The 24,075-nt window shown below is 69.8% G+C and carries 22 protein-coding genes; 10 read left to right on the top strand and 12 right to left on the bottom strand.

Features of this window, described 5'->3' with window-relative positions:
- Positions 1-13 precede the first annotated feature (13 nt).
- Positions 14-1,504 carry a CoA-acylating methylmalonate-semialdehyde dehydrogenase gene (locus GA0070613_RS23290; RefSeq protein ID WP_089014234.1) on the bottom strand — a complete coding sequence of 497 codons (1,491 nt, stop codon included), beginning with the start codon at positions 1,502-1,504 and terminating at the stop codon, positions 14-16.
- On the bottom strand, positions 1,501-2,790 hold the full coding sequence (locus GA0070613_RS23285) for an aspartate aminotransferase family protein (RefSeq protein WP_089014233.1): 1,290 nt from the start codon (positions 2,788-2,790) through the stop codon (positions 1,501-1,503). Before GA0070613_RS23285 ends, GA0070613_RS23290 begins: the two co-directional genes overlap by 4 nt.
- Before the next feature lie 125 nt (positions 2,791-2,915).
- Here GA0070613_RS23285 and GA0070613_RS23280 point away from each other — a divergent pair, with 125 nt between their 5' ends.
- The 6 genes from GA0070613_RS23280 (at position 2,916) to GA0070613_RS23255 (ending at position 10,092) form a co-directional block, all read left to right on the top strand.
- A complete protein-coding gene (locus GA0070613_RS23280) occupies positions 2,916-4,520 on the top strand; it encodes a PucR family transcriptional regulator (protein WP_089014232.1) in 1,605 nt (534 codons plus the stop codon).
- A gap of 202 nt (positions 4,521-4,722) precedes the next feature.
- Positions 4,723-6,282 (top strand): NCS1 family nucleobase:cation symporter-1, encoded by a 1,560-nt coding sequence (locus tag GA0070613_RS23275; RefSeq protein WP_089014231.1) that lies wholly within the window; start codon positions 4,723-4,725, stop codon positions 6,280-6,282.
- Positions 6,279-7,121 (top strand): nitrilase-related carbon-nitrogen hydrolase, encoded by an 843-nt coding sequence (locus GA0070613_RS23270; protein WP_089014230.1) that lies wholly within the window; start codon positions 6,279-6,281, stop codon positions 7,119-7,121. Before GA0070613_RS23275 ends, GA0070613_RS23270 begins: the two co-directional genes overlap by 4 nt.
- Positions 7,118-8,521 carry a dihydropyrimidinase gene (gene hydA / locus GA0070613_RS23265; RefSeq protein ID WP_089014229.1) on the top strand — a complete coding sequence of 468 codons (1,404 nt, stop codon included), beginning with the start codon at positions 7,118-7,120 and terminating at the stop codon, positions 8,519-8,521. Before GA0070613_RS23270 ends, hydA begins: the two co-directional genes overlap by 4 nt.
- Positions 8,522-8,533: 12 nt before the next feature.
- Positions 8,534-9,526, top strand: coding sequence for a TIGR03842 family LLM class F420-dependent oxidoreductase (locus GA0070613_RS23260; RefSeq protein WP_089014228.1), 993 nt, complete (start codon positions 8,534-8,536; stop codon positions 9,524-9,526).
- 137 nt (positions 9,527-9,663) lie between these two features.
- Positions 9,664-10,092 carry a TIGR03668 family PPOX class F420-dependent oxidoreductase gene (locus tag GA0070613_RS23255; protein ID WP_089014227.1) on the top strand — a complete coding sequence of 143 codons (429 nt, stop codon included), beginning with the start codon at positions 9,664-9,666 and terminating at the stop codon, positions 10,090-10,092.
- A 15-nt stretch (positions 10,093-10,107) separates the two neighbouring features.
- On the opposite strand, the gene GA0070613_RS23250 is transcribed toward GA0070613_RS23255, so the two are convergent.
- From GA0070613_RS23250 to GA0070613_RS23240, 3 genes are read right to left on the bottom strand one after another with little or no spacing between them, the layout of a single operon-like run.
- Positions 10,108-11,019: a TIGR03619 family F420-dependent LLM class oxidoreductase gene (locus tag GA0070613_RS23250; RefSeq protein WP_089014226.1), complete on the bottom strand. Its 912-nt coding sequence runs from the start codon at positions 11,017-11,019 to the stop codon at positions 10,108-10,110.
- Positions 11,020-11,063: 44 nt separating this feature from the next.
- Positions 11,064-11,360: a MoaD/ThiS family protein gene (locus GA0070613_RS23245; RefSeq protein WP_089014225.1), complete on the bottom strand. Its 297-nt coding sequence runs from the start codon at positions 11,358-11,360 to the stop codon at positions 11,064-11,066.
- Positions 11,357-12,472 (bottom strand): WD40/YVTN/BNR-like repeat-containing protein, encoded by a 1,116-nt coding sequence (locus GA0070613_RS23240; RefSeq protein ID WP_089014224.1) that lies wholly within the window; start codon positions 12,470-12,472, stop codon positions 11,357-11,359. The genes GA0070613_RS23245 and GA0070613_RS23240 overlap by 4 nt, the downstream gene beginning before the upstream one ends.
- A gap of 141 nt (positions 12,473-12,613) precedes the next feature.
- Between GA0070613_RS23240 and GA0070613_RS23235 the strand changes: the two genes are divergently transcribed.
- A complete protein-coding gene (locus tag GA0070613_RS23235; protein ID WP_089014223.1) occupies positions 12,614-13,033 on the top strand; it encodes an MmcQ/YjbR family DNA-binding protein in 420 nt (139 codons plus the stop codon).
- Between the two features lie 9 nt (positions 13,034-13,042).
- Here GA0070613_RS23235 and GA0070613_RS23230 read toward each other — a convergent pair whose 3' ends face one another.
- Positions 13,043-14,233, bottom strand: coding sequence for an MFS transporter (locus GA0070613_RS23230; protein WP_089014222.1), 1,191 nt, complete (start codon positions 14,231-14,233; stop codon positions 13,043-13,045).
- 227 nt (positions 14,234-14,460) lie between these two features.
- Here GA0070613_RS23230 and GA0070613_RS23225 point away from each other — a divergent pair, with 227 nt between their 5' ends.
- A complete protein-coding gene (locus tag GA0070613_RS23225) occupies positions 14,461-15,150 on the top strand; it encodes an alpha-amylase family glycosyl hydrolase (protein WP_089014221.1) in 690 nt (229 codons plus the stop codon).
- A 162-nt stretch (positions 15,151-15,312) separates the two neighbouring features.
- Here GA0070613_RS23225 and GA0070613_RS23220 read toward each other — a convergent pair whose 3' ends face one another.
- Positions 15,313-15,795, bottom strand: a complete 483-nt coding sequence (locus GA0070613_RS23220) for a nitroreductase family deazaflavin-dependent oxidoreductase (RefSeq protein ID WP_231929401.1) — start codon at positions 15,793-15,795, stop codon at positions 15,313-15,315.
- A 260-nt stretch (positions 15,796-16,055) separates the two neighbouring features.
- Between GA0070613_RS23220 and GA0070613_RS23215 the strand changes: the two genes are divergently transcribed.
- Complete coding sequence (locus tag GA0070613_RS23215) at positions 16,056-17,297, top strand: glutamate-cysteine ligase family protein (protein ID WP_089014220.1); 1,242 nt, start codon at positions 16,056-16,058, stop codon at positions 17,295-17,297.
- 114 nt (positions 17,298-17,411) lie between these two features.
- On the opposite strand, the gene GA0070613_RS23210 is transcribed toward GA0070613_RS23215, so the two are convergent.
- Positions 17,412-19,481 (bottom strand): beta-propeller domain-containing protein, encoded by a 2,070-nt coding sequence (locus GA0070613_RS23210; RefSeq protein ID WP_231929400.1) that lies wholly within the window; start codon positions 19,479-19,481, stop codon positions 17,412-17,414.
- 285 nt (positions 19,482-19,766) lie between these two features.
- Positions 19,767-20,225, bottom strand: coding sequence for an SRPBCC family protein (locus tag GA0070613_RS23205; RefSeq protein WP_089014219.1), 459 nt, complete (start codon positions 20,223-20,225; stop codon positions 19,767-19,769).
- A 242-nt stretch (positions 20,226-20,467) separates the two neighbouring features.
- Here GA0070613_RS23205 and GA0070613_RS23200 point away from each other — a divergent pair, with 242 nt between their 5' ends.
- Positions 20,468-21,412, top strand: a complete 945-nt coding sequence (locus GA0070613_RS23200) for a DUF6454 family protein (RefSeq protein WP_089014218.1) — start codon at positions 20,468-20,470, stop codon at positions 21,410-21,412.
- A 104-nt stretch (positions 21,413-21,516) separates the two neighbouring features.
- Here the strand turns inward: GA0070613_RS23200 and GA0070613_RS23195 are convergent, their stop codons facing one another.
- From GA0070613_RS23195 to GA0070613_RS23185, 3 genes are all read right to left on the bottom strand, one after another.
- On the bottom strand, positions 21,517-21,909 hold the full coding sequence (locus GA0070613_RS23195; protein WP_197698963.1) for a DUF2267 domain-containing protein: 393 nt from the start codon (positions 21,907-21,909) through the stop codon (positions 21,517-21,519).
- 33 nt (positions 21,910-21,942) lie between these two features.
- The gene (locus GA0070613_RS23190; RefSeq protein ID WP_089014216.1) at positions 21,943-22,392 is read right to left on the bottom strand and encodes a VOC family protein; all 450 of its coding nucleotides are present in this window, start codon (positions 22,390-22,392) and stop codon (positions 21,943-21,945) included.
- A gap of 190 nt (positions 22,393-22,582) precedes the next feature.
- A complete protein-coding gene (locus GA0070613_RS23185) occupies positions 22,583-24,016 on the bottom strand; it encodes an MFS transporter (protein WP_089014215.1) in 1,434 nt (477 codons plus the stop codon).
- Positions 24,017-24,075 lie beyond the last annotated feature (59 nt).

The following is a 24,075-nucleotide window of genomic DNA, read 5'->3' as shown; positions in this document are numbered from 1 at the left end:
GGGCTTCCATTGCTCAGCTGTTCAGTGGGAAGCCGAGGTTCACGCCGCCGTGGGACGGATCGAGCCACCTGCTGGTGACCACCTTGCCGCGGGTGAAAAAGTGCACGCCGTGCGGCCCGTACGCGTGCGAGTCACCGAAGAGCGAGTCCTTCCATCCCCCGAAGGAGTAGTACGAGACCGGAACCGGGATCGCCACGTTGACACCGACCATGCCGATCTCGATCTCATTCTGGTATCGCCGCGCGGCGCCGCCGTCATTGGTGAAGATGGCGGTGCCGTTGCCATACCGGTTGGCGTTCACCAGTTCCACCGCCGCGTCGTAGCTGGACACCCGCACCACGGAGAGCACCGGACCGAAGATCTCGTCGGTGTAGATGGACATGTCCTCGCCGACGTGGTCGAAGAGGGTTGGCCCGAGCCAGAAGCCCGCGTCATCACCGTCGATCGAATGACTGCGTCCGTCGACCACCAGCTTCGCCCCCGCTGACCGGCCGGCGTCCAGATATGACAGCACCTTGTCGCGGTGCGCCCCGGTGACCAGCGGTCCCATCTCGCAGCTTGGGCGACGACCGTCGCCGACACGCAGTCCGGCGATCCGCTCGCTGATCTTGCCGACCAGCTCGTCACCAACCGGGTCCACCGCCACGACGACGGAGATCGCCATGCAGCGCTCACCGGCCGAGCCGAAGCCAGCCGAAACGGCGGCGTCCGCGGCAAGGTCGAGGTCGGCGTCGGGAAGTACGACCATGTGGTTCTTCGCGCCGCCGAGGGCCTGCACCCGCTTGCCGTGACGCGTTCCCGTCTCGTAGACGTGACGGGCGATCGGAGTGGAGCCGACGAACGAGATCGCCTTGACGTCCGGATGCTCGAGAATCCGGTCGACCGCCTCCCGGTCGCCGTGCACGACGTTGAGGACACCGTCCGGTAGCCCGGCCTCCGCGAACAGCTGCGCCAGGAAGTTCGATGCGGACGGGTCCTTCTCGCTCGGCTTCAGCACCACCGTGTTGCCACACGCGATGGCGTTGGGCAGGAACCACAGCGGCACCATCGCCGGGAAGTTGAACGGGGAGATCACCCCGACGACGCCGAGCGGCTGCCGGATGGAGTACACGTCCACCTTGGTGGAGGCGTTCTCGCTGAACCCGCCCTTGAGCAGGTGCGGGATTCCGCAGGCGAACTCCACGGCCTCCAGCGCACGCTGGATCTCCCCCGCGGCATCGGAGAGCACCTTCCCGTGCTCGGCGGTGATGATCTCGGCGAGCTCGGACTTCCGGGCGTTGAGCAGTTCGCGGACGGCGAACATCACGTTCGCGCGTTGGGTCAGGGACGCGTTGCGCCAGCGGGAGAAGGCTTCGCGGGCGGCGGTGACCGCCTCGTCGACGTCCGGGGCGGTGGCGAAATCGACCTGCCCGGTGACCTGACCCGTCGCGGGATCGTAGACGTCACCCGAGCGCTGCGCGATGCCGGTCCATGCCTTGCCGCCGATCCAGTGAGTGATCCTCATGCCGGCACCGCCTCGATAGCCTCGGCGAGGATGCCCAGCGCCTCCTCGGCCTCGTCCTCGGTGAGCGTCATCGGCGGCGCCAACCGGATCACGTTGCCGTGCAGCCCGCCCTTGCCGACCAACAGTCCGCGTCTGCGCGTTTCCTCCAACAGGGCGGTTGCTGCCGCCGGGTTGGGTTCGCTGGCCGGGCCGACGAACTCGAGGGCGATCATGAGACCCTTGCCGCGTACGTCGCCGACCATCGGATGCCTTGCGGCGACCGAACGAAGGCCGTGGATCAGGCGACTGCCCAGTTTTGCGGCGTTCGCCTGAAGGTCGTGGTCCAGCAGATAGTTCAGGGCGGCAAGGGCCCCAGCCGTGGAGATCGGGTTGCCACCGAACGTGGAGATCGAGTTCGCCTGCAGGGAGTCCATGAGTTCCGCGCGCGCGACGACACCACCGATCGCCAGACCGTTGCCGAGTCCTTTGGCGAAGGTCATCGCGTCCGGCACCACATCATGCGCCTGGATGCCCCAGAAGTGCTCGCCCGTACGGCCCCAACCGGTCTGAACCTCGTCGGAGATGAACAGGATGCCGTACTCGTCGAGCACCCTCTTGAACTCGCGGAACAGGCCGTCCGGCGGGGAGGCGAACCCGCCCACGCCCTGAATCGGCTCGGCGATCATGCACGCCACGTCTCCGGCGGTCGTTGTCTCGATCACCTCGCGCAGGTCGGCGACGCACGCCTTGACGTAGTCGGCGTCCGACAGGTCCTTGAAGGGGCTGCGGTACCGGTAGCCACCGTGCACCCAGCTCACCTTTATCGGGCTGAGCGCGCTGGCCGACCAGCCGCGGATGCCGGTGATCGCGACGGTGGCGAACGCGCGGCCATGGTAGGAGTTGCGCAGGGCGAGCACCTGCCCGCTGCGGCGGTGCTGCGTGGCGAGCATCAGGGCGGTCTCGTTGGCTTCCGTGCCCGAGTTCGTGAAGAACACCCTGGCGTCCGGGATCCCGGACAGCCGCGCGATCTTCTCGGCGAGCTCGACCTGCGACTCGATCAGGTACAGCGTGGAGGAGTGCAGCACGCCGGTGTCGATCTGTGAGCGGACGGCATCGCTGATTTCGGCCACGTCGTAGCCGACCGAGTTGGTGAGGATGCCGCCGAAGAAGTCGAGGTACGTCCGGCCCTCGCGATCGGTCACCCGGCGACCCTGCGCGCTGGCGATCTCGATCGGCTCGTCGTAATAGAGGGCCAGCCACTTCGGCATCACGGACCGGTGTCGATGCAGCAACTCCCGATGCGCCATCGCGTCCTCCGTATCTCGTACCTGAGCCGAGTGTCGCGAGACTTCGGTGTTCGCCGCCACCGACAACCTGTACGGGTCGGCATCAATGGCACTACGTTGTGTGCAGCCGTCGCACGGGAGGCCGCATGTACCCCACGGTCGCAGAAGCGGTAGCGCTGCCCGTGATCCGGCGCGGCAGGCCACGCGTCGTCGCCGGGTCCGCCGGCATGCAGGGGCCCGTCCGCTGGGTCCATGTGGCGGAGGTCGCCGACATCGCTCACCTGCTGCGCGGCGGCGAGCTCGTGCTGACCACCGGCATCGCGCTGCCCGACGAGGAAACGGCACTGACGACGTACGTGGACGACCTGGCCGCGGTCGGCGCAGCGGGGCTCGTGGTGGAGCTGGTCCGGCGCTGGAGCGACCACGTGCCGGACGCGCTCGTGGCGGCTGCGGAACGACACAGGCTTCCATTGATCACGCTGGCGCGGGAGACCCAGTTCGTGTCCGTCACGGAGGCGGTCGTGGCGTTGATCGTGAACGCGCAGCTCGCCGAGCTGCGGGCGGCTGAGCAGGTGCACGAGACGTTCACCGCGCTCACGGTCGCCGGGGCGGAGCCGGCCGAGGTGTTGCGCGAGGTCGCGAGGATCTCCGGGCTGCCGGTCGTTCTGGAGACGCTGGGGCACGACGTGCTCGCGTACGACGCGGCCGGGCAGGACCCGATCGAGTTGCTGACCGACTGGGGGCAGCGGTCCCGGTCCGTGGCGGTGTCCCAACGGACCGCCTACGACGAGGAAGCCGGCTGGCTGATCACCGCGGTCGGCGCGCAGGGCGCCGACTGGGGACGGTTGGTTCTGCTCTCGCCGGCCCCTCCCCCGCACCGTCACGTGGTGGTCGCGGAGCGGGCCGCGTCGGCACTGGCGGTGCACCGGCTCGTGGCGCGGGATCGGGAGAGTCTGGAGCGGCAGACGCACCGGATGTTGCTCGCGCAGCTGCTCGGCCAGGCATTGCCACCTCCTGATCTGGCGGCACGGGCGGCCGCGTTGGGCGTTGCGCTGGAACGGCGGCAACTGGTCGGGGTGGCGATCCGGCCGGGGAGCATGACCCCGCGCGCCCCCGCACTGGCGACGCAGGAGGTGTTGCGGGACCTCGCGGAGGCCACGGCGTTGGCCGCGCGGCGGGTGAGCGTGGCAGCGTTGGTGGGCGTCGTGGACGAGACGAGCGTGCGCGCGTTGTTGTCGTTGCCCGCGCAGGCGGGAGTCGACGCGGTCCTGCGGCGCCTGGCCAGAGAGGTGCACCGGTCGGCCGCCGGTGCTGTGGTGGTGGCAGTCGGGACGACCGTGTCGCACGTGTCCGACGTGCGGCGCAGTCTGGGGGAGGCTGCTCACGTCGCCGGTGCGGCGCTACGCTCCTCCGGCACCCAGCTCTACCACCGCCTGGATGACGTGCGGCTGCGCGGCCTGCTGCACCTGCTGCGCGAGGACGAGCGCGTTCGGGCGTTCGCCCACCGGGAGCTCGGGCCCCTGTTGGCCCGCGATGACAGCCAGGGCAGCCGGCTGGTGGAGCTGCTGCGCTGCTACTGCGAGCAGGGCGGGAACAAGTCGGCGGCAGCCGGGGCGGCGCATTTGTCGCGAACCGCGTACTACCAGCAGCTGTCGCGGGTCGAGCAGGTGCTCGGGGTGTCGCTGGAGGATCCAGAGTCGATGCTGTCGCTGTACGTGGCGCTCCTCGTACGCGAACTCGACGAGGCGTGATCGCATCGCCGTTGACACCTCGGGGCGGCGCAACCGACACAGTGTGCCGTGATCAAGGCAAGCGTGAACAGTTTGCCACTGCCCGTGGTGACGTGGCGACACCCACGATTCCGAGATGGAGATCGAGCTTGTCCGCCCCCACCCGCAGCACGCGCGCCGGTTGGCCGGCCACTGTTGCGGCAGCGTAACAGTGAGGTGAGCGATGGCCGTTGAACCCCTCCCCCCCACCGAAACCACCGCGGTCGCGCCGGGCACCCAGATCACCCATCCGGACGGCCGAGTCGAGCTGCGGGACTTCTCCACGATCGCCGACAGCCCTTACTTCAACGAAGAACTCGCCCCGGTGCCCATCGAGAAGCGCACCTGGACCACGTACAACTTCGCGGCGCTGTGGATCGGCATGGCGCACAACATCCCGACCTATCTGCTCGCCGCCGGCCTGATCCAGCTCGGCATGAACTGGGTGCAGGCGTTCCTCACGATCACGCTGGGCAATCTGCTCGTCCTGATCCCGATGCTGCTGAACAGCCATGCGGGCACGAAGTACGGCATCCCGTTCCCGGTCTTCGCCCGCGCGTTCTACGGAGTCCGCGGCGCCAACCTCGCGGCCCTGCTCCGCGCCTTCATCGCGTGCGGCTGGTTCGGCATCCAGACCTGGATCGGCGGCGAGGCGATCTACGCGATCGCCGGCAAACTGCTGGGCTCCTGGTGGGTCGACGCGGCGACGGTCATGGACCACCCGTGGACGCTGTGGGCGTCGTTCTTCCTGTTCTGGGTGATCGAGATGGCGATCATCTGGCGGGGCATGGACACCCTGCGGCGCTTCGAGAACTGGGCGGCGCCGTTCGTCATCGTGGTCGCCGTCGCCCTGCTGATCTGGGTCATGGTCCAGGCGGGCGGGCTCGGCCCGATCCTGTCCCAGCCGTCGAAGCTGGGCTGGGGCGTCGACTTCTGGAAGCTGTTCGCGCCGGCACTGATGGGGATGATCGCCTTCTGGGCGACCCTCTCGCTGAACATCCCCGACTTCACCCGATTCGGTGGCAGCCAGCGGCAGCAGGCGTACGGCCAGATTCTCGGGCTGCCCACCACGATGTCGTTCTTCGCCATCCTGTCCATCATGATCACCTCGGGCACGGCCGTGATCTACGGCGAGGCGATCTGGGATCCCATCCAGCTGGCCGCGAAGTTCGAGAACCCGCTGGTCGTCGCGCTCGGCCTGTTCACCGTCGTGGTGGCCACGCTGTCGGTGAACGTCGCGGCGAACACGGTCAGCCCGGCGTACGACTTCTCCAACGCCGCGCCACGACTGGTCAGCTTCCGTACCGGAGGCCTGATTACCGGCGTGCTCGGCATCCTGATCCAGCCGTGGCGCCTGGTGCAGGACCCCAACATCTACATCTTCGTCTGGCTCGGGTTCTACGGCGGCCTGCTCGGCGCGGTCGCCGGCGTGCTCATCGCCGGGTACTGGGTCCGCAACCGCACCAGCCTCCAGTTGCCCGCCCTCTACCGCCCCGAGGGCAGGTACTGGTTCTCCGGCGGCTGGAACTGGGCCGGGATCGTCGCCACCGTCGTCGGCGCGGTCCTCGCGGTGGGCGGCGCCTACTCCGCACCCGGCAAGGGGCCGTTCCCGGAGGGCGGTCTCATCCCGTTCCTCAAGCCGCTCTACGACTACAGCTGGGTGGTCGGTCTGATCGGCGGGTTCCTCGTCTACCTGGCGCTGTCGATGCCGAGCGCCAGCCACGCGAAGGGGGAAGACAGATGAGCAACATCATCCGAGCCGGGCTGGTGCAGCAGAAGTGGACCGGTGACAAGGATTCCATGATCGCGAACGCGGTCGAGGCGATCCGCAGCGCCGCGTCGCAGGGCGCACAGGTCGTCTGCCTGCAGGAGTTGTTCTACGGCCCGTACTTCTGCCAGGTCCAGGACGCGGACTACTACTCGTACACGGAGGCGATCCCGGACGGGCCGACGACGGCGCTGATGCGCGAGGTCGCCGAGCAGCACGGCGTGGTCCTGATCGTGCCGATGTACGAGCAGGAACAGCCGGGCGTCTACTTCAACACCGCCGCGGTGATCGACGCCGACGGCACCTACCTCGGCAAGCACCGGAAGAACCACATTCCGCAGGTGAAAGGCTTCTGGGAGAAGTTCTACTTCAGGCCGGGAAACCTCGGATATCCGGTGTTCGACACCGCCGTCGGCCGCATCGGCGTCTACATCTGCTACGAGCGGCACTTCCCGGAAGGCTGGCGCGCACTGGGGCTGGCCGGGGCGAGGATCGTCTTCAACCCCTCCGCCACAAGCCGCGGCCTGTCCGAGTACCTCTGGCGACTGGAGCAGCCCGCCGCCGCGGTCGCCAACGAGTACTACGTCGGCACGATCAACCGGGTGGGCGTGGAGCCGTTGGGCGACAACGACTTCTACGGCCAGTCCTACTTCGTCGACCCGCGCGGTCAACTTGTCGGCGACGCCGCGTCGGACACCGAGGAGGAGATCGTGGTCCGCGACCTCGACATGGACAGGCTGGCCGAGGTCCGCGACCTGTGGGCGTTCTACCGCGACCGCCGGCCGGACACGTACGAGTCGCTGGTGAAGCCGTGAGCATCCTCATCCGCAACGGAACAGTCGTCAACGCCACCGGCGCGTACCCGGCCGACGTGCTGGTGGAGGGCGAGCGGATCGCCGCGCTCGCCGCGCCGGACTCCGGTCTGGCCCAGCAGTGGGCGTCCGGCGCCGAGCGCGTGATCGACGCCGCCGGGAAGTACGTCGTGCCCGGCGGCATCGACGGCCACACCCACATGGAGATGCCCTTCGGCGGCACGTTCTCGGCGGACACCTTCGAGACCGGGACGATCGCGGCAGCCTGGGGCGGCACGACGACGATCGTGGACTTCGCCGTACAGGCCAAGGGAACGTCCCTGCTGTCCGCGCTCGACAAATGGCACAGCAAGGCCGACGGCAACTGCGCGATCGACTACGGCTTCCACATGATCGTGTCGGACGTCAACGACACGTCACTGAAGGAGATGGAGTCCTGCATCGACGCGGGCGTGAACACCTTCAAGATGTTCATGGCCTATCCCGGGGTCTTCTACGCAACCGACGGCGAGATCCTGCGGGCAATGCAGAAAGCCCGGGACACCGGATCGATGATCATGATGCATGCGGAGAACGGCATCGCGATCGACCAGCTCGTGGCGCAGGCGCTCGCCAGCCAGCGCACCGATCCGGTGCAGCACGGGCTGACCCGGCCGCCCGAGCTGGAGGGCGAGGCGACCTCCCGGGCGATCGCGCTGGCCAAGGTCACCGGCTCACCGCTGTACATCGTGCACCTGTCCGCCGCGCACGCCCTGGACGCGGTCACCCAGGCCCGCGACACGGGCCAGAACGTGTTCGCGGAGACCTGCCCGCAGTATCTGTTCCTGTCATTGGAGGATCTGGCCAAGCCCGACTTCGAGGGCGCGAAGTACGTCGCCTCTCCCCCGTTGCGACCCCGGGAGCACCAGGCGGAACTGTGGCGAGGCCTGCGCACCAACGACCTGTCGCTGGTGTCCACCGACCACTGCCCCTTCTGCTTCAAGGACCAGAAGGAACTGGGCCGGGGCGACTTCTCCAAGATCCCGAACGGGATGCCGGGCGTCGAGCACCGGATGGACCTGCTCTATCAGGGCGTCGTGAAAGGCGAGATCACTCTGCCGCGCTGGGTGGAGATCAGCTCGACCACGCCCGCCAGGATGTTCGGCCTCTACCCGCGCAAGGGCGTCATCGCGCCGGGCGCGGACGCGGACATCACGGTGTACGACCCGACGGCCCAGCAGACCATATCGGCCAGCACCCACCACATGAACGTGGACTATTCCGCGTACGAGGGCATGGAGCTGACCGGGAAGGTCTCCACCGTGCTGTCCCGCGGTCGGGTCGTGGTCCACGACAACGCCTTCCACGGCGCGGCCGGGCACGGCAGGTTCCTGAAGCGCGATCTCAGTCAATATCTGGTCTGACAAGGAGAAGCCGTGGACTTCGGTGTCGTACTTCAGACCGACCCGCCCGCTCGCGACGTCGTGGCGGGCCTCACCGCCGCCGAGGACAACGGGTTCCGCTACGGGTGGACGTTCGACTCCTGCGTGCTGTGGCAGGAGCCGTTCGTCATCTACTCGCAGGTCCTCGCCGCGACCAAGCACCTGATCGTCGGACCGATGGTGACCAACCCGAGCACCCGCGACTGGTCGGTCACCGCGTCGCTCTTCGCCACGCTCAACGACATGTTCGGCAACCGCACGGTGTGCGGGATCGGCCGCGGCGACTCGGCCCGGCGGGTCATCGGTCAGCCGCCGGCGAGCCTGGCCACGCTGAAAAGGGCCATGCACGTGATCAAGGAGCTGGCCGAAGGCAACGAGGTCGAACACCACGGCACGCCGGTGCGCATCCCGTGGGTGCGTGACGGCAGGCTGGAGATCTGGATGGCCGCCTACGGCCCGAAAGCGCTGCGGCTGGTCGGCGAGCAGGCCGACGGCTTCATCCTGCAGACGGCCGATGCCGACATCGCCCGGTGGACGATCGGCTCGGTACGCGAGGCGGCCACCGCCGCAGGCCGAGATCCCGACTCGATCACGATGTGCGTGGCAGCACCGGCGTACGTGGGCACGGACCTCGGGCACCAGCGGGACCAACTGCGCTGGTTCGGCGGCATGGTCGGCAACCACGTGGCCGACCTGGTCGCCCGCTACGGCGACTCCGGAGTCGTGCCGAAGGCGCTCACCGACTACATCAGGGGCCGCGAGGGCTACGACTATGCACACCACGGCCGCGTCGGCCATCCGTCCACCTCGTTTGTCCCCGACGAGATCGTCGACCGGTTCTGCCTGCTCGGACCCGAGTCGGCCCATATCGACCGGCTGCAGGAACTCAAGGAGATCGGGGTGCACAACTTCGCCCTCTACCTCATGCACGACGACAAGGAGAACACCCTCTCCTCGTATGGCAAGGGGGTAATTTCGCACGTCTAGTCCGGGCGCGCCAACCGTCACCACATCGCCCATCTGCAGCTCGTCCAGCCCCGGGACGTGCCACGCTTTCGACAGTTGGGCGTGACCGCGAACTGCCAGGCCTACTGGGCGCAGACGGAGCCGCTGAGGAGGCCAAGGTGCCCGCCGACGAACTCCGGCATCGGGTCGGGTCGGCCCGGGTGGCCCGGCTGGCCACCGTCGGGGCCGACGGCCGTCCGCACCTGGTGCCGGTGTGCTTCGTCCTGCTCGGCGACGTCGTCTACCACGCGGTCGACGAGAAGCCCAAGCGCCACCGGCGGCTCCGCCGGCTGGAGAACATCCGGGCGACGGGGTCTGCCTGCCTGCTGATCGACGAGTATGACGAGGACTGGTCGTGGCTGTGGTGGGTCCGGCTGGACGGGCACGGCTGGCTGGTGGAGGACCGCGGGGAGGAGGCCGCGGCCCGCGCGGCGCTGGCCGACAAATATCCGCAGTACGTCCAGCGTCCACCGGTCGGGCCGGTGGTCGCGGTGCGGGTGACCCGCTGGTCGGCGTGGTCCGCCTCGGACGCGGGCCCGGCCGGGTGAATGCCAGTCGGGGTGTCAGCGGGTCGGGGCGAGGGCGTCGAGCACCTCGTCGGCCCGTCGCAGCGACGCCTGGGCGTCCGCGCGGGGTGCGCCGATCTCCGGATCGAAGTTGAGGTCGACGAACAGTTCGGTGATGCCGGCTTCGGAAAGCCTGCCGAGATCCGACCGGATCTGCTCGAGCGTGCCGGTGAGCGGCTCGCGCCCGGCCGAACCCGTCGGACGTACCCGGACGGCGCCACGGCAGACGAAGCGCAACGAACGGGGATCGCGCCCGGCGTCCGCCGCGGCGGCCCTGACCGTCGCGACCGCCGCGCCGATGCCCGTCAGGTCCGCCTGGCTGCCGCTGACCCAGCCGTCGGCGAACCGGCCCGCCCGGCGCAGCGCCGCGGGCGCGTGGCCGCCGAGCAGGATCGGCGGGTGCGGCCGCTGCACCGGCTTCGGCTCCAGACGCGTCGGCGGGACCTGGTAGAACTCGCCGCGATGCTCGGCGACGTCGTTCTGCCAGAGGGCGCGAAGGACGGCGAGGAACTCCTCGGCCCGATGGCCGCGCCGATGCTTGCTCGCACCCGTCGCCTGATATTCCTCGTCCGCCCAGCCGAGACCGAGTCCGACGTCGAGCCGTCCGCCGGCGAGGATGTCGAGAGTCGCGGTCTGCTTGGCGAGCACCACCGGGGAGATGAACGGCATGTTGAGCACCGCGACGCCGAGCCGGATCCGCGTGGTGTGGGCCGCCAGGAACGCCAGCGTTGTCAGCGGGTCCTGGACGCTGTGGTACGTCTCGCTCCAGCCGAGGTCGGCGGGCACCAGCAGGCGCTGGAAGGCCCACAGCGAGTGGTATCCGAGCTGCTCGGCACGGCGGGCGACGTGGATCATGTTCTCCGGGGTGGCCCACGAGCCGGAGACGGGTGGCGCGAATCCAACCTCCACCCCGGCACGGTACCCAGTTCTGCGCCCGCCGGGCACTGAAACCGCTATCCCCCGGCCATCGCCCCGAGGATGATGAACGGTTCCTCGCCTGCGACGACCCGCTCAGGCAGTGGTGCGTCGGGCGAGTCGTTGGACAGGTCCTCCTCGCAGGCGTAGAAGCGGACGAACGCGCGGCGCTTGCCGCTGTGGCGGTCGCGGATCGTGCCGAGCAGCATCGGGTATTGCGCCTCGAGGGTGTCCAGCACCAGGCGCTGGGTGACCGGACCGCCCACCTCGAGACGTACCTCGCCGGTGACGTGAGCCAGGTTCTTCAGGTGGGCCGGGAGGACGACCCGGATCACGGCAGCACCTGGGCTTCCACGGACAGCACCGCCGGCAGGTCCCGTACGATCGGCGCCCAGCTGTCGCCTCCGTCGGCCGAGTGGTAGACCTGGCCACCGGTGGTGCCGAAGTAGATCCCGCACGGGTCGAGCGTGTCGACCGCCATCGCGTCGCGGTACACGTTGACGTAGCAGTCGGACTGAGGCAGACCCTTGGTCAACGGCTCCCAGTCCTCGCCACCGGTGCGGCTGCGGTAGACGCGCAGCTTGCCCTCCGGCGGGAAATGCTCGGAGTCGCTCTTGATCGGCACGACGTAGACGGTCTCCGGCTCGTGCGCGTGCACCGCGATCGGGAACCCGAAGTCCGACGGCAGGTTGCCGCTGACCTCACGCCAGTTCGCACCGGCGTCGTCGCTGCGCATGACGTCCCAGTGCTTCTGCATGAACAGGGTGTCCGGCCGGGCCGGGTGCTGGGTGATGTGGTGCACGCAGTGGCCGACCTCGGAGTCCTGGTCGGGGATCTCCCCGGAGCGCAGGCCCTTGTTGATCGGCAGCCAGCTGGCGCCGGCGTCGTCGCTACGGAACGCACCCGCCGCCGAGATGGCGACGTAGATCCGGTCCTTGTTCACCGGGTCCAGGATGATCGTGTGCAGGCACATGCCGCCGGCGCCGGGCTGCCAGGCGGGTCCGGTCGGGTGGGTACGAAGGGCGGTGAGCTCCGTCCACTTCTGACCGCCGTCGGTGGTGACGTAGAGGGCGGCGTCCTCCGCTCCCGCGTACACGGTGTCGGGGTCGTCGCGGGACGGCTCGAGGTGCCAGATGCGCTTGAACTCCCACGGGCGTGGGGTGCCGTCGTACCACAGGTGCTCGCCGACCTCGCCGGAGTAGGCGAAGTCGTTGCCGACCGCGGTCCAGGTCCTGCCGCCGTCGTCCGAGCGCTGGATCAACTGCCCGAACCAGCCGCCGGACTGGGACGCGTAGAGCCGGTTGGGGTCGGCCGGCGACCCGGTGAGGTGGAAGATCTCCCAGCCGCCGAAATGAGGTCCGTCGACCGTCCAGTCGCCGCGCCTGCCGTCCGAGGTCAACGTGAACGCGCCCTTGCGCGTACCTACCAGCACCCGTACGCCGCTCATACCCTCATCCTTCCACTGGTTTCCCTTGGTTGAGACCGTCCACTACGCCGAAACTCATCGGTCTCCGTCAGTCGTACCATCCGGGTACGACGAATCGGCGCCGGGCGGGGCCTGTCGGAGGGGCCGGGTAGCGTCCCGGACATGACCGGCCCTGGCGACGTCCCACCCGAGATCCTCGACCGGCTCCGGCCCGTCTGCCTCGGGCTGCCGGAGGCCTACGAGGAGCCGGCGTGGGTGGGAACGCGCTGGCGGATCCGCAAACGCACGTTCGCCCACGTGCTCACGGTCGACCCCGACCACCAGGCGGCCTACGCCCGAGCCGCCGCGACCGACCAGCCGATCTGCGTGCTGACGTTCCGGTCGCCCGGCGACGAGATCGCCGCGCTGATCGCTGGCGGCCATCCGTTCTTCAAGCCGGACTGGGGCGCCGACGTCGTCGGCATGGTGCTCGACGACGGCGTTGACTGGGACGAGGTCGCCGAGCTGCTCACGGAAAGCTACTGCGTCCTGGCGCCGAAGAGGCTGGCCGCCCTGGTCGACCGGCCGTTCGAGCTCGGATAGCACCCAGGGTCAGGTAACCGGTCGAACGGTGGCGAGGAACAGGGCCAGGGCGACGGCCTGGATGCCGGCCACGGTGACGATCAGGGCGCTGATCGAGTAGTCGTAGAGAGCGCCGGTGAGTAGCCCACCGACCAGGGTTGCCCCGCCCAACCCGGCGGCGAAGATGCCGTACGCGGTGCCGCGCCGAACGGCGGGGACGATGTCGGCGATGGTCGCCCGCATGGTGGATTCCTGGATGCCGAGCACGGCGCCCCAGGCCAGGACCCCGGCGACCGCGGTCGCCGAGGTGGTGGTGAAGACAGCCAGCGGGATCAGGGCGGTCAGGACAGGCACGGCGGCCAGGACCCGGACGCCGACCCGGTCATACAGCCACCCGGAGGCCAGCGCGGCGACCGCGTCGACGCCCATCGCGGCGGCGTACACGACCGGGACCACCGCCACCGGTACGACGTGGCGGGTAGCGAGGTGGAAGCTGAGCACTCCGAAGGTGGCGTAGCCGGCCGTGGTCAGCACCGTGAACGCCAGATAGGTCCAGAACTTGCGGGGCAGCCGGGCGCCCGGTAGCGCGGGCGCCGCGCCTGGTCGAGGGCCCGGTTCGAAGCGACCCGGATCCGGCACGCCGGCGCGCAGCCAGAGCAGCAGGAGCATCCCGGCCACGGCGGGTACGGCCAAGGCGAGAAACGCGGGCCGGTAGTTGTGGGCGGTGGCGGCCAGTACGGCGGCGACCAGCAACGGCCCGGCGACGCCGCCGGTCTGGTCGAGCGCCTCATGGACGGCGAAGCCCTTGCCACGGCCGACGGCCGCGGCCGCGTGGGAGATCATGACATCTCTCGCCGGGCCGCGGATCGCCTTGCCGGCACGCTCCGCGATGAACAGCGCCGCAGCCAGCCACAGCGCGGTGGTCAGCCCGAGCGCGGGCACGGCAACCATGGTCACGGCGTAGCCGACCAGGACAAGGCGCCAGTAGGCCCGGGTACGGTCGGCGAGGGGCCCGGTGGCCAGCCGCCCGGCCAGGGCGAACGCCTCCCCGGCGCCGGTGACCAGCCCGACGAGGGTCGCGGATGCGCCGAAGGTGGCCAGGTAGGGGCCGATGACCGACCGGGCGCCCTCGTACACCACGTCCGACAGCAGGCTGACCACACCGAACGCGGTCACGAACCGCCACGGCGTCCACCTGATGGTGAGCGCGGTGCTTTTCACCCATGCAGTCTGGCCCACCGGCAGGCTGCCCGGGCACGGATCAGCGCGAGGCGCCACACTGACGCCGCCGGCGGAAACCTGGGTAGCCGGGCCACGCAGGCAACCACGGTCGTCAACGGCCGCTACGCGACCTGGGGCTCGGCCGCGCCGGCCGCCGGGCGAGGCAACGTGCACATCGTCGCGGGCCTGTCGGATACACGTCACGCGCGCGACCGTCGAGCGCTCGCGTGCGGGGCGGATCGGGTGATGACGGGCGTACCGCCGGCCGAGCAACCGGCGCCCGCGCGGGATCCCACGGACGGGACCTGCGGGAACGCGACGAACTGCTGCACACGTACGCGCCGCTGGCCCGCATGCGGGGCGCGACCGGCATCCGCCGGCGGACGGCCAGCCTGCTCAACGACGACCGGGGGCAGCTCGAACTCGCCTTCGCGTTGTTGTTGTCAATGCCCGGCGTTCCGGTCGTTTACTACGGCGACGAGATCGGCATGGGCAAGAACCTGTCGCTGCCGGGCCACCTGGCGGTCAACACGCCGATGCAGTGGGCACCGGACCGCAACGGTGGCTTCTCCGTGGCACAGCCGGAGAACCTGCCGGCGCCGCTGATCCACGAGTCGATCTACGGCTACATGGCGGTCAACGTGGAGAACCAGCTCCGTTCACGGTGCTCCCTGCTGCATGTGGTCGAGAAGCTGATCGAGACGCGTCACGCCTGGACGGCGTTCTCCCGCCCTGGCTGCCGCATCGTCCGGTCGACCAACCCGGCCGTTCTCGCATTCCTCCGTGGCGAGCGCGGCGACGACGGCGCCGAGTTCCCCAAGGTGCAGGAGTCCGGCGAATACGACTGCGGCGTGGCCGGTCATGGCTTCTTCTGGCTCTCGCTGTCGACAGCGGAGGCTCGGCCCTCGCCCGCCTGAGGCCGGGCCCACGCCGCTGGCCGGCGCCGGTCGTCTTCCCGCCAGGCATGTTGGCGTCAGCCGTACCGGCGGAACAGGCATGATCGCCTGGGCGTGGTCATCCTGGCGAGCCCGCACGGCCTCGCACCGGTGCGCCGTGATGACGTCGCTGATTCGTGTCCGTCACGGAGGCGGTCGTGGCGTTGATCGTGAACGCGCAGCTCGCCGAGCTGCGGGGGGCTGAGCAGGTTCACGGCGGGTGGCGTCGACCTGGTCTGCATCGGGCGCGGAGCGGAGATGGATGAAGTCCGTCGCGCCGATCATCCCGACGACCTGGCGGACGACCGGCGGCATGTCCCGGCGGGTGGGGTCGTGCACGAGGCGGGGACTCGTGAGGCGCGCTCGCCGGCCGCGGATCTCCAGCTCACAGCCGCCCGCCGCCAGCACGTTTCTCGCCCAGTCGGTGACCCCGTAGGTCAGGGCGGCGACGTAACCGTCGGACGTCCGGAAGATGTTGATCGGCGTCCGGTACTCGCGACCCGAGCGACGGCCCCGATGGATGATGACGCCGAAGCCGGGCAGCCACCCGGCCAGCGGACCGGTCACGCGGTTGGTGACGACCCGGTTGAACCGCGCCAACCGTCTGGGTAACACCATGGCCACCATGTTCCCCCAAGCTGCGAGCAAACGTCGGCGCGACGCGCCACCCGCTCGCGGTCCGGGTGCACCTCACCGTTCACCGGGCTGAACCGATTGTTCATCGGCAGTTAGCCGGGTCACCTCGACAAGGCACCCGTGGGAGCCGCTAATTGAGAGCGCCTCTGCACGGTCTCTCACTGCTGGGAGGCGTCCTCTTCCACCGCTGGTCCTGATGCCCTTCCCGCAGGGTGGGGCAACTGGCACGCCTGTTACCCATCGGAGTCCACGTGGATGACGCTGCCGTACTCACGGAGGCCACCGCCGCAGCCTATGTCGCCGCCGCCGCTTTCCGGATCGGCACCCCGGGAAGGGTCGGGGTGGAACTCGAATACACCGTACGAGACCCCGCGTACCCCCTCGACCGGCCGGAGATCGCGCGGCTCCGCGCCGCCCTCGCCCATTTGGGCGACCCGCTGCCCGGCGGCGGCCGGATCAGTATCGAGCCCGGCGGCCAGGTCGAACTGTCCTCGGCGGTCGGTGCCACCATGCAGGACTGCATCGACGCTGCCGCGAGCGACCTCGCGCTCATCCGGGCCGCGCTCGCCGCGGATGGCCTCCTGCTCGAGGGCACCGGCCTCGACGTCAGCCGCGCACCGCGGCTCGTAACCGAGCACCCGCGCTACGTCGCGCTGGCGGCCTACCACGACCGCGCCGGCCGGAAGGGTCGCGAGATCATGTGCAACTCCGCCTCCGTTCAGGTCTGCCTCGACGCGGGCGACGACTCGGACGGCTGGACCGGATATCGCCGCCGCTGGCGGCTCGCTGATGCGATCGGCCCGGTGCTCCTGGCATCGTTCGCCAACTCACCGCACCGCACCCGATCCGGTGTCCGCTGGGTGTCCCAACGGCAGGCCCTACGCTTCGGCACCGACGCGAGCCGCACCCGGGCGCCGCGCCACAGCGCCGACCCGCGAACCGCGTGGACCCGCTACAGCCTCGCTGCACGCGTCGCCATGATCGCCGAACCCGAGTCACTGCCGTGGCTCGTACCCACGGGCCTGACGATGCGGGACTGGCTGCGCGGTCACGGGCCGCGTCCGACCACCCTCGGTGACCTGGAGCGTCACCTCGGCACTCTCGTACCGCCGATCCGTCCCCGCGGACACCTCGAGTTCCGCATGATCGACCAGCAGCCAGGTGACGGCTGGATCGTGCCAGTGGCCGTCGTGAGCGCGCTGCTGGACGACCCGACCGCCGCCGAAACGGCGGCGGCGGCGACCGAGCACCTGCGCTCTCCCCTACGGCGGCACCGCGACTGGCTGACCTCAGCCCGCGAAGGCCTGGCCGATCGAGAGCTCGCGGGCGCCGCACTCGCCTGCTTCACCGCCGCAGCCGACGCCCTGCAACGGCGAGGCGCGTCAGCCGAGGTCAGACGGACCGTCGCCGACTTCATCAACAACTACGTCGCCCACGGTCGCTGCCCCGCTGACGACCTCCGACCCCAGGCACCAGCGCTTCTGCAGTCCTGACCGGCGCCGCTCGATTCCCAAAACCAGACCGGTGAACGTTCGTGGTCGGCGCACCAGTCGGGCGTGTGGTGGTGGTCCGGGGCCGCGGGCCGCCCCGGACCACCACCGCACGGGTCACGCCGTACGCAGCCAGCCGAGGGTCTTCATGGTGGAGAGGCTGGTCGCCTTGAGGCCGGCGTCGGAGACGGTCCAGAGCACTCCGTCGACCACCAGTGACCGGCGGATCGGCGCCAGATCCTGGGGACGCCGCGTGCCCAGGGTGTGGTCGATCGTGCCGACCTCGGTGAACCCGCCGTCTCCGACCCGCAGAGCCACCGCCACACTGGTCGGCAGGCCCGGGCTGCCAGCGCCTTTCTGGTCGTTCACCGCACCACGGCTGCTCGCGGCGCCCGTGCCGTAGACGGTCAGTGGGACGACGACCAGGCGCTCGGCCGGCCAGTAGAGGAACGCGTGCGGGTCGAACTCCGCCTCGGAGTGTCCCTGCTTGACGTGATACTGGGCGATCCGGGTCGGCTTGGTCGGATCGGAGACGTCGAAGAGCGAAAGCTGGGTGCCCTGGACACGGCCCCGGTCGGACGCCTCCTGCCCGACACCGAGCAGCCGCCCTTCGCCGGCCGGGTGCAGGTACGCCGAATACCCGTTGATCTTCAGTTCGCCGCTCACCTTCGGCGCCGTCGGATCACGCAGATCGACGGTGTAGAGCGGGTCGGTCTGCCGGAAGGTGACGACGTACCCGGTGCCGCCGACGAACCGTACGGCGTGGATCCGCTCCCCCTTGCCCAGTCCGGTGACCTTGCCGACCTGGGTCAGGCTCTTGCCGTCGGCGCGCAGGGCGTACACGCTGGACGTCGAGTCGGGCTTGTCGCCCCAGGTCCGGCCACTGGTGGTGGCCACTCGCAGGTGCCCGTCCCACTCCGACATGGCGTACTGGTTGATCAGCCAGCCCGGTACGGACGCGGCGGCGACGTACTGCGGGGCATCCGCCCCGGAGGTGTCGAACTGGTAGATCTCGGTGGTCTCGTCCTTGGGACCGGGTGCGACGTTCCGCGCGGTCAGCATCGGCAGCACGCGCCAGCGCTGGTCGTTGGCGACGTACAGCCGGGGTCCGTTGCTGTAGACGGTGTCGCCGTCGGCGATCACGGTGACCGGGTCGCCGGCGCCGAGCGTGGCGACACCGAGGTCGAAGCTGAGCACGGTCACCAGCGACGTGCCGGAGTAGCTGGCCGGCCTGCTCACCCGCTCGCAGCCGACCCGTCCGGTGCTGGTTCGCCCGCCGGAGGCGACCTCGTACCGGGGCAGCCAATCGTCGGCGGTGGCGTTGTCGATGATCTCGCGGTTGGCGGCGGTGCGCTGCCCGTCGGTGGCCTGTTCCCGGTACGGGAAGTTCAGCCGCGGCGCGGAGCGGACCACGACGCGGACGGTCGTGCCCACCTGGCGGGCGTCCACCAGATTGCCGTCGATCCGGTATTCGCCGATGACCTTCGGCGCGCCGGAGAGGTCGACCATGACCAGCCGTGGACCGACGATGTCGTCCGGCATCGGGGCAAAGCCCCCATCCGCCGGAGCGGGGCGCCCGCCGCCCTCCGGGACGGCGGGTTTCGCCATCCCGGCCCACCCCTCACGGAGCAGCACCAGCGCCCGGTCACCCTGTAGCAGCAGGCTGTCTTCGGCCCCGCCGAACCCGTCGGCACCGGGTACCAGTTTCAGTTCCCCGGTCAGCTGGCGGGTGGCCGGGTCGATGACGTAAAGCTTGCCGTGGTGGACGGTGACGATCCGCTTGCCGTCGGTCTTGACCAGGTCCGGTTCGTCGACCCCGGCCTCGTGCGTGTTGGTGCCCGAGTAGCCGGGGGCGGCAGCGCCGGCCGCCGTGTCGCCCGGAGCTGCCGCGTTGCCCCCGGGCCCCGCATCCGCCCGCTTCGCTACGGCCGGCGCCCCGACCTGTTCCGCATTGTCGAAGGCACGGATGCCCCCGTTCGGCCCGAACCCCCAGGGCCCGACGTACGCCTTGGCAGCCGTCTTGAGCTGCTGCAGCGCCTCCGCGCAGGAGTCGAACGCGACGAGCCGGAACCCGCCCGCCGGCACTCCCCGGTCACGTGGTGGCGCGGGGACCCGCTCCGCAGTACAGCCGCTGAGCAGGGCCAGGCTGGCGACCAGGGCCAGCCCCATGACTCGGGCTGGAGTCATGACTCGGGGAACGCCGCTGGCGTCCGTTCGACGGCGTGCGTGGACGCTATTACCTGTCATGCGTCCTCCGACGTGTCTGCCCCGGCCTGGGTTCCCAGTCGCGGGCAGACACCGCGTTGAGTGGTTGACCTGGCGTGCGGTGCGCGGCTCGCGTCCGACGAGTCGAGCTGGATCACCGGCGTCATCGTCGACATCGCTGGCGGCGCGGTGCTGACCTGAGCCCGAAAGTCGGCCGCCCCCGGCAGCAGCGATCAGCGGATTGTGGACGGTCCATCATCCGGCGTTCTATTCATTGCGAGCAAATTTCCCGGCCACCGCATGCCTGGTGTGAGCCACCATTCCGTCTTCCATCAACTCCTTCAACCTTTGCAGATTCGACGGCACCTCGCCGGCCGGGGGCTTCCCGATCAGAGCGAGACCGACGCGGCCCAGCCTCCCGAACGGTGTCTTCATCACCGCGCGAACCTCCGTCTGCCCAACCTCGGAGCCGGGTGCGAAATGGACTTCCCAGGAGGTCCTCAGCCCGGTCGGAGCTACCGTCTCGTAGCGAATCAACTCGTTCGCGCGCTCCTCGGTCAGCCTTACCGTCCACTTCACTCGAACGCCCAGGGGACCTTGTATGGTCCACCGGGAGCTTCCCGGCCCGATCTGCTTCACGGTCATGACGTCTCCCAGGAAGCGGGGCAGATTCGTGAAGTCTCGATAGAACCTGAAGACGTCCTCCACGGCGCACCGAATCGTTATACAAGCCTCAACCCATTGAGGTTCCGCGGCGGCCGCGAGCTCCTTTGCATTGTGACCTCCGGTTGGTCTGGCCGGGCAGGTGGGCCGCGCCGATCACTGACGGTAGGCAGGACGGGTCGGCGGCGGCCGGCGGCCAGTTGGCGCGGCCCTGCGCGGACATCAGATCGCCGCCGCAGCGCCACTGCCCGGTCATCTCGGTCGGGCACGCTTCGCGTCGGTTCATCTACCTCGAGGGGAAACCGATGCGACGCGCTCATATCGCCGTCCTTGCCGGGTCCGTCATTGCGGCGGTCGCCATGGTCGCCACGTCTGCCCAGGCAACGGAGCAGCACCGAGACGACGCGGTCACGGCCGCCTTCGCGAAGACCACGCGTTCGACCGCCTGGCAGCAGGTGCAGAAGATCCCGCTGCGCTTTCCGACGTACCACCCGCAGGGCTTCGCGCTCGTCGGCGACAAGATCTTCATGTCGACGGTCGAGATCATCGAGCGGCCGGTGCCCTATCCGCAGCCCGTCGATGGATACGACCGCACGCCGGGCAAGGGTGTCGGGCACGTGCTCGTCCTGGACCGACAGGGCAACCTGCTCAAGGACGTGCAGCTCGGCCAGGGCACGGTTTACCACCCGGGCGGCATCGACTTCGACGGCGAGTCCGTGTGGGTACCGGTTGCGGAGTATCGGCCGAACAGCCAGGCGATCGTCTACCGGCTCGACCCGCAGACCTACCAGGTCACCGAGGCGTTCCGGGTCGCCGATCACATCGGCGGGTTGGTCCGGGACCGGGTGAGCGGCAAGGTGCATGGCGTCAGCTGGGGCTCGCGCACCGAGTACTCCTGGACGCCGAACGGCCACCAATTGAGCAAGCAGGCAAACCCGGACCACCTCGTCGACTACCAGGACTGTGACTACAGCGGCTGGCAGAAGCAGATCTGCTCCGGCGTCACCGGGCTGCCGCGTTCGGATGGCGGAAGCTACGAGCTGAGCGGACTGGCCCTGTTGGACCTTCGGGACAACCGGATCCTGCACGAGATCCCGTTCCCGAAGTTCTCCACGGCCGGGCACGTCGTGACGCGCAACCCGGTCGCGCTCGAGGTGGCGGGCGACAAGCTTCGGATGTTCGCCGCGCCCGACGACGGCGAGGAAGCCGCCGGGACTGAGCTGCTGGTGTACGAGGCCCCGCTCGGCTGACCCTGCGTACGGGCGCCAGCGGCGCCGCACCCACGAGGGCTCTTTCCCGCGACCCGGCGGGGAAGAGCCCTCTGCCGGGTCGGAGACAACCAGTCTGGCTCGGGTCACGCCCCGAATCCGCGGCCCACCGGATGAAGCAGCTGCCGGATGTCCTTCGGCAGCTCGGATTCCAGGTCTTCGAGTTCTTCGGCGCTCACCGCCTCGCGCAAGGTGGTCAGCACCGCGCGGGCGCCCTCAGCAGCCCGCTGGTCATCCATTCCCGCGCGCGCCTGTACCTCGCTGAGGAACTCCACGAGATCGAGCTGTTCGGCGAAGTCCACTTCCTTGCGCAGGTACCCTCGGAACTCCTCGGGGAGCTGCATGGCCAGGTCGTGGGCCTCGCCGCCACTGATTCGTTCCGTCAATGTCGTGAGCGTGGCTCGGATGACGTTCGCCGCCTCCGCCGCCGGCATTCCCGCCCGCTTTCCCACCGCTTCGAGAAAATCGGCGCAGTTCACGCGTTCTCCTTCCGGACCGTGCGTCGCGTCCCATCAGGCGGAGGGGCCCCTGCCCATCTCGGCGAGGATCCCGGTGCCCTGACCCAGCTCGATCAGGTAGCCGTCCGGATCCCGCAGGTAGCACCGGATCTCCACGCCATGGTCCTTCGGCTCGGTCAGGAACTCCCCACCCCGTGACCGCCACTGCTCATAGACCGCTCGGACGTCGGTGACCCGGACGTTCATCGCGCCGCTGAGCGTGTTCGGATCCGGCGGCGCCTGTGCTTGTACTCCGGGCTTGTCGTCGGTCGGACCGCCCTCGTTGTTGATCACGATGTAGCTGTTGTGGAACCGTAGGATCGCCGGCTGGCGTTCGCGCACCACCGTCGCTCCCAGCACCCGCTGGTAGAACTCCCGTGAACGGTCCACGTCCCGCACGATCAGCAGGTGGGTGAGCACCAGCCCGCCCTCGGGCTGAAAGTAGTCGGGCGCCTCGGTCGCCATCACGCCTCCCCCGGTCCAATCGGCAGGGGCTACCCGATTGCGGCGCCGGCACACCTGCCGTCGGGCGAGTGCCGACAATGCCGTCCGCCCTGGTCATGGCCGACTTGACCACGACGACAAGATCCTGCCCTCGCCCGTCCCGGCCCGGAACCGTTGCGTCGGCCCTCGGCCGAGGCACCGGTCCCCGGCGTCAGGCCGCGGCCGGGGCCGGTGCGGTGACCCGGCGGCGGATGAGGGCCGCCGCGGCGCCGAGCACGGCCACGCCGGCGCCGAGCAGCAGGACCGCGTCGGCGCCGTGGGCGCTGAATCCGCCGATCTGGCCGGCCGGCAGCAGGCTGGAGGCCACGGTGACGCTGGCGGCGACGCCGAGGGCGGAACCTACGTAGCGGGCGGTGTTGTTGGCGCCGGAGCCCATCGCGACCCGGTCCAGGGGGACGCTGGTGACGGCGAGCCGGGCGAGTGCCGCGTTGAGCAGACCGCTGCCCGCCCCGGAGATGAGCAGGCCGGGGATGGTGCGGACCCAGGAGTGCGCGTCGGCGTAGCCGAGCATGGCCAGGTAGCCGGCGGCGGTCAGGGCGAAGCCGAGGACGAGTTGCCGAGCGGGCGCGAAGCGCGTGCCGTGGTGGCGCATCTGGTTGCTGACCACGAACGAGGCCCCCGCCCAGACGAAAGCCAGGCCGGCGGCGCCCAGCGTGCTGACGCCGATCAACCGCTGCACCAGGGTGGGCAGGACGGTGCTCGGCCCGAGCGCGGCGAGCCCGGTGAAGAACGCGCCGACGGTGGCGATCCGGAAGTCCGGCCGGCGGAACAGGGCGAGGTCGAGCATCGGCGCCCGGCCGCGGGCCTCGATTGTCACGAAGGCGGCGAGCAGCAGCGCCCCGAGCACCAGGGGGATCAGCACCGCGGCCCGCAGCCAGCCGGTGCGTCCGGCGGTGACGGCGACGAGCAGCAGCGACAGGCCCGCGCCGAGGGTCAGCACCCCGGATACGTCGATGCGGGCCGTCCGGTCGGCGCGGGACTCGGTGAGCAGCCGTCCGCAGAGCGCCGCCAGCACCGCGGCCAGCGCCGCGAGCATCAGGTGGGACCAGCGCCAACTGCCGAGGCCGGTCAGGACGGCCGAGGCCAGCGGTCCGACGGCGATGCCGGCGCCGAGCATCGACGCCCAGCGGGCCGTGGCGTGGGACCGGCCATGGTTGGTGTGGAAGGCGTGCCCGAGCAGGCCGAGCCCGGCGGCGAGGATCGCGGCGCTGGCCACGCCCTCCAGCACCCGGGCGGCGATGAAGGTGCCGGCGTTGGGGGCGACGGCGGCGCCGACGGTGCTGACGGCGAGCAGCGCGAGGCCTGCCCGGAATATCCGGCGGCGTCCGAAATCGTCGCCGAGGCTGCCCGCCACCAGCAGGGTGGCCGCGAGCCCGAGGGTGATCGCGTTGATCAGCCAGGTCTGGGTGGTGAGGCCGGCTCCGAGGCTCCGCGCGGTCTGCGGCAGTACGGCCACCGGTGCGGTGTAGTTCATGAGGACGAGCAGGGTCGCGGCACAGACCGCGAACAGGGCCCGGGAGCCGGAGCGGGTCGCGTCCGGGACCGGGGCGGCGGACGGCGCGGTGACGCCGGCGGGTGTCGACATGCGGAAGGGCCTCTCGGTTCGGTGAGTGAACCGACATTAGCAGAGACGGTTCGTTGAAT

The sequence above is a fragment of the Micromonospora inositola genome, from assembly GCF_900090285.1.
In the GTDB taxonomy this organism is placed as follows: domain Bacteria; phylum Actinomycetota; class Actinomycetes; order Mycobacteriales; family Micromonosporaceae; genus Micromonospora; species Micromonospora inositola.
Note: the sequence above shows the minus strand (reverse complement) of the source record. Positions and strands in the feature narration are given on the sequence as shown.